The sequence below is a fragment of the Halalkaliarchaeum sp. AArc-GB genome, assembly GCF_031432225.1.
Lineage (GTDB): Archaea > Halobacteriota > Halobacteria > Halobacteriales > Haloferacaceae > Halalkaliarchaeum.
This window is the reverse complement of the sequence record NZ_JAVKGM010000041.1, coordinates 1-613: the sequence shown is the minus strand read 5'-3', so window position 1 is coordinate 613 and position 613 is coordinate 1. Positions and strand designations below refer to the sequence as shown.

At 64.3% G+C, this 613-nt stretch carries 2 protein-coding genes; one reads left to right on the top strand and one right to left on the bottom strand.

Translation table 11 applies throughout. The features are described from left to right. A partial coding sequence (locus RH858_RS16760; RefSeq protein ID WP_310562515.1) for a DUF86 domain-containing protein occupies window positions 1–382 on the top strand: 382 nt, incomplete at its 5' end. Between the two features lie 16 nt (window positions 383–398). On the opposite strand, the gene RH858_RS16755 is transcribed toward RH858_RS16760, so the two are convergent. Beyond that, window positions 399–613: hypothetical protein (locus tag RH858_RS16755; RefSeq protein WP_310562514.1), on the bottom strand; the 215-nt coding region annotated here is incomplete at its 5' end.

Genomic DNA, 613 nt, shown 5'->3' with positions numbered 1-613 from the left:
GAACGTCACGCGACTTCGGGAGTATCAGCGACTGTCCCGGGGCGAATATCTGGCGCCGGATGCACAGGACCGCCGCGACGCCGCCGAGAGAAAGTTCGAAAAGCTCGTGGCGGCGACGATCGACGCCGGATCGGAGATCTGCAAGATCGAACGGGGATCCGTACCCGAACGGCGGAAAACAGTGATCACCACCCTGGAGTCGGACGGGATCGTGGATCCGGATCTCGGCGAGCGACTCCGTAATGCGGTTGGCTTCCGCGACGTCCTCGCCCACGCGTACGGCCCCGTCGTCAACGACGACATCGTGTACGATGCGATCCAGCACGACCTCGATCGCTTCGTCGAGTTCGTTACCGCCGTGGACGCCTACCTGCAACGCTGATACGGACAGGTGTCGGCTATTCCGGGGACGACCGCCCCCGAGCGCGGTCGTCCCGGTAGGTGACGAGATCCGATCGTCTCCGGGTACAGCCACGGTGCGACCCGGCGGATTCGGGTTCGAACCCGGGTTGCAGAGCCCGATACACGAGCGTGCCGATTCGATTCCCTCGATGCTCCGATCGGATTCCGGAGACGACGAGGCCCCAGACCCGAGGAACGCCCGAAACGACTA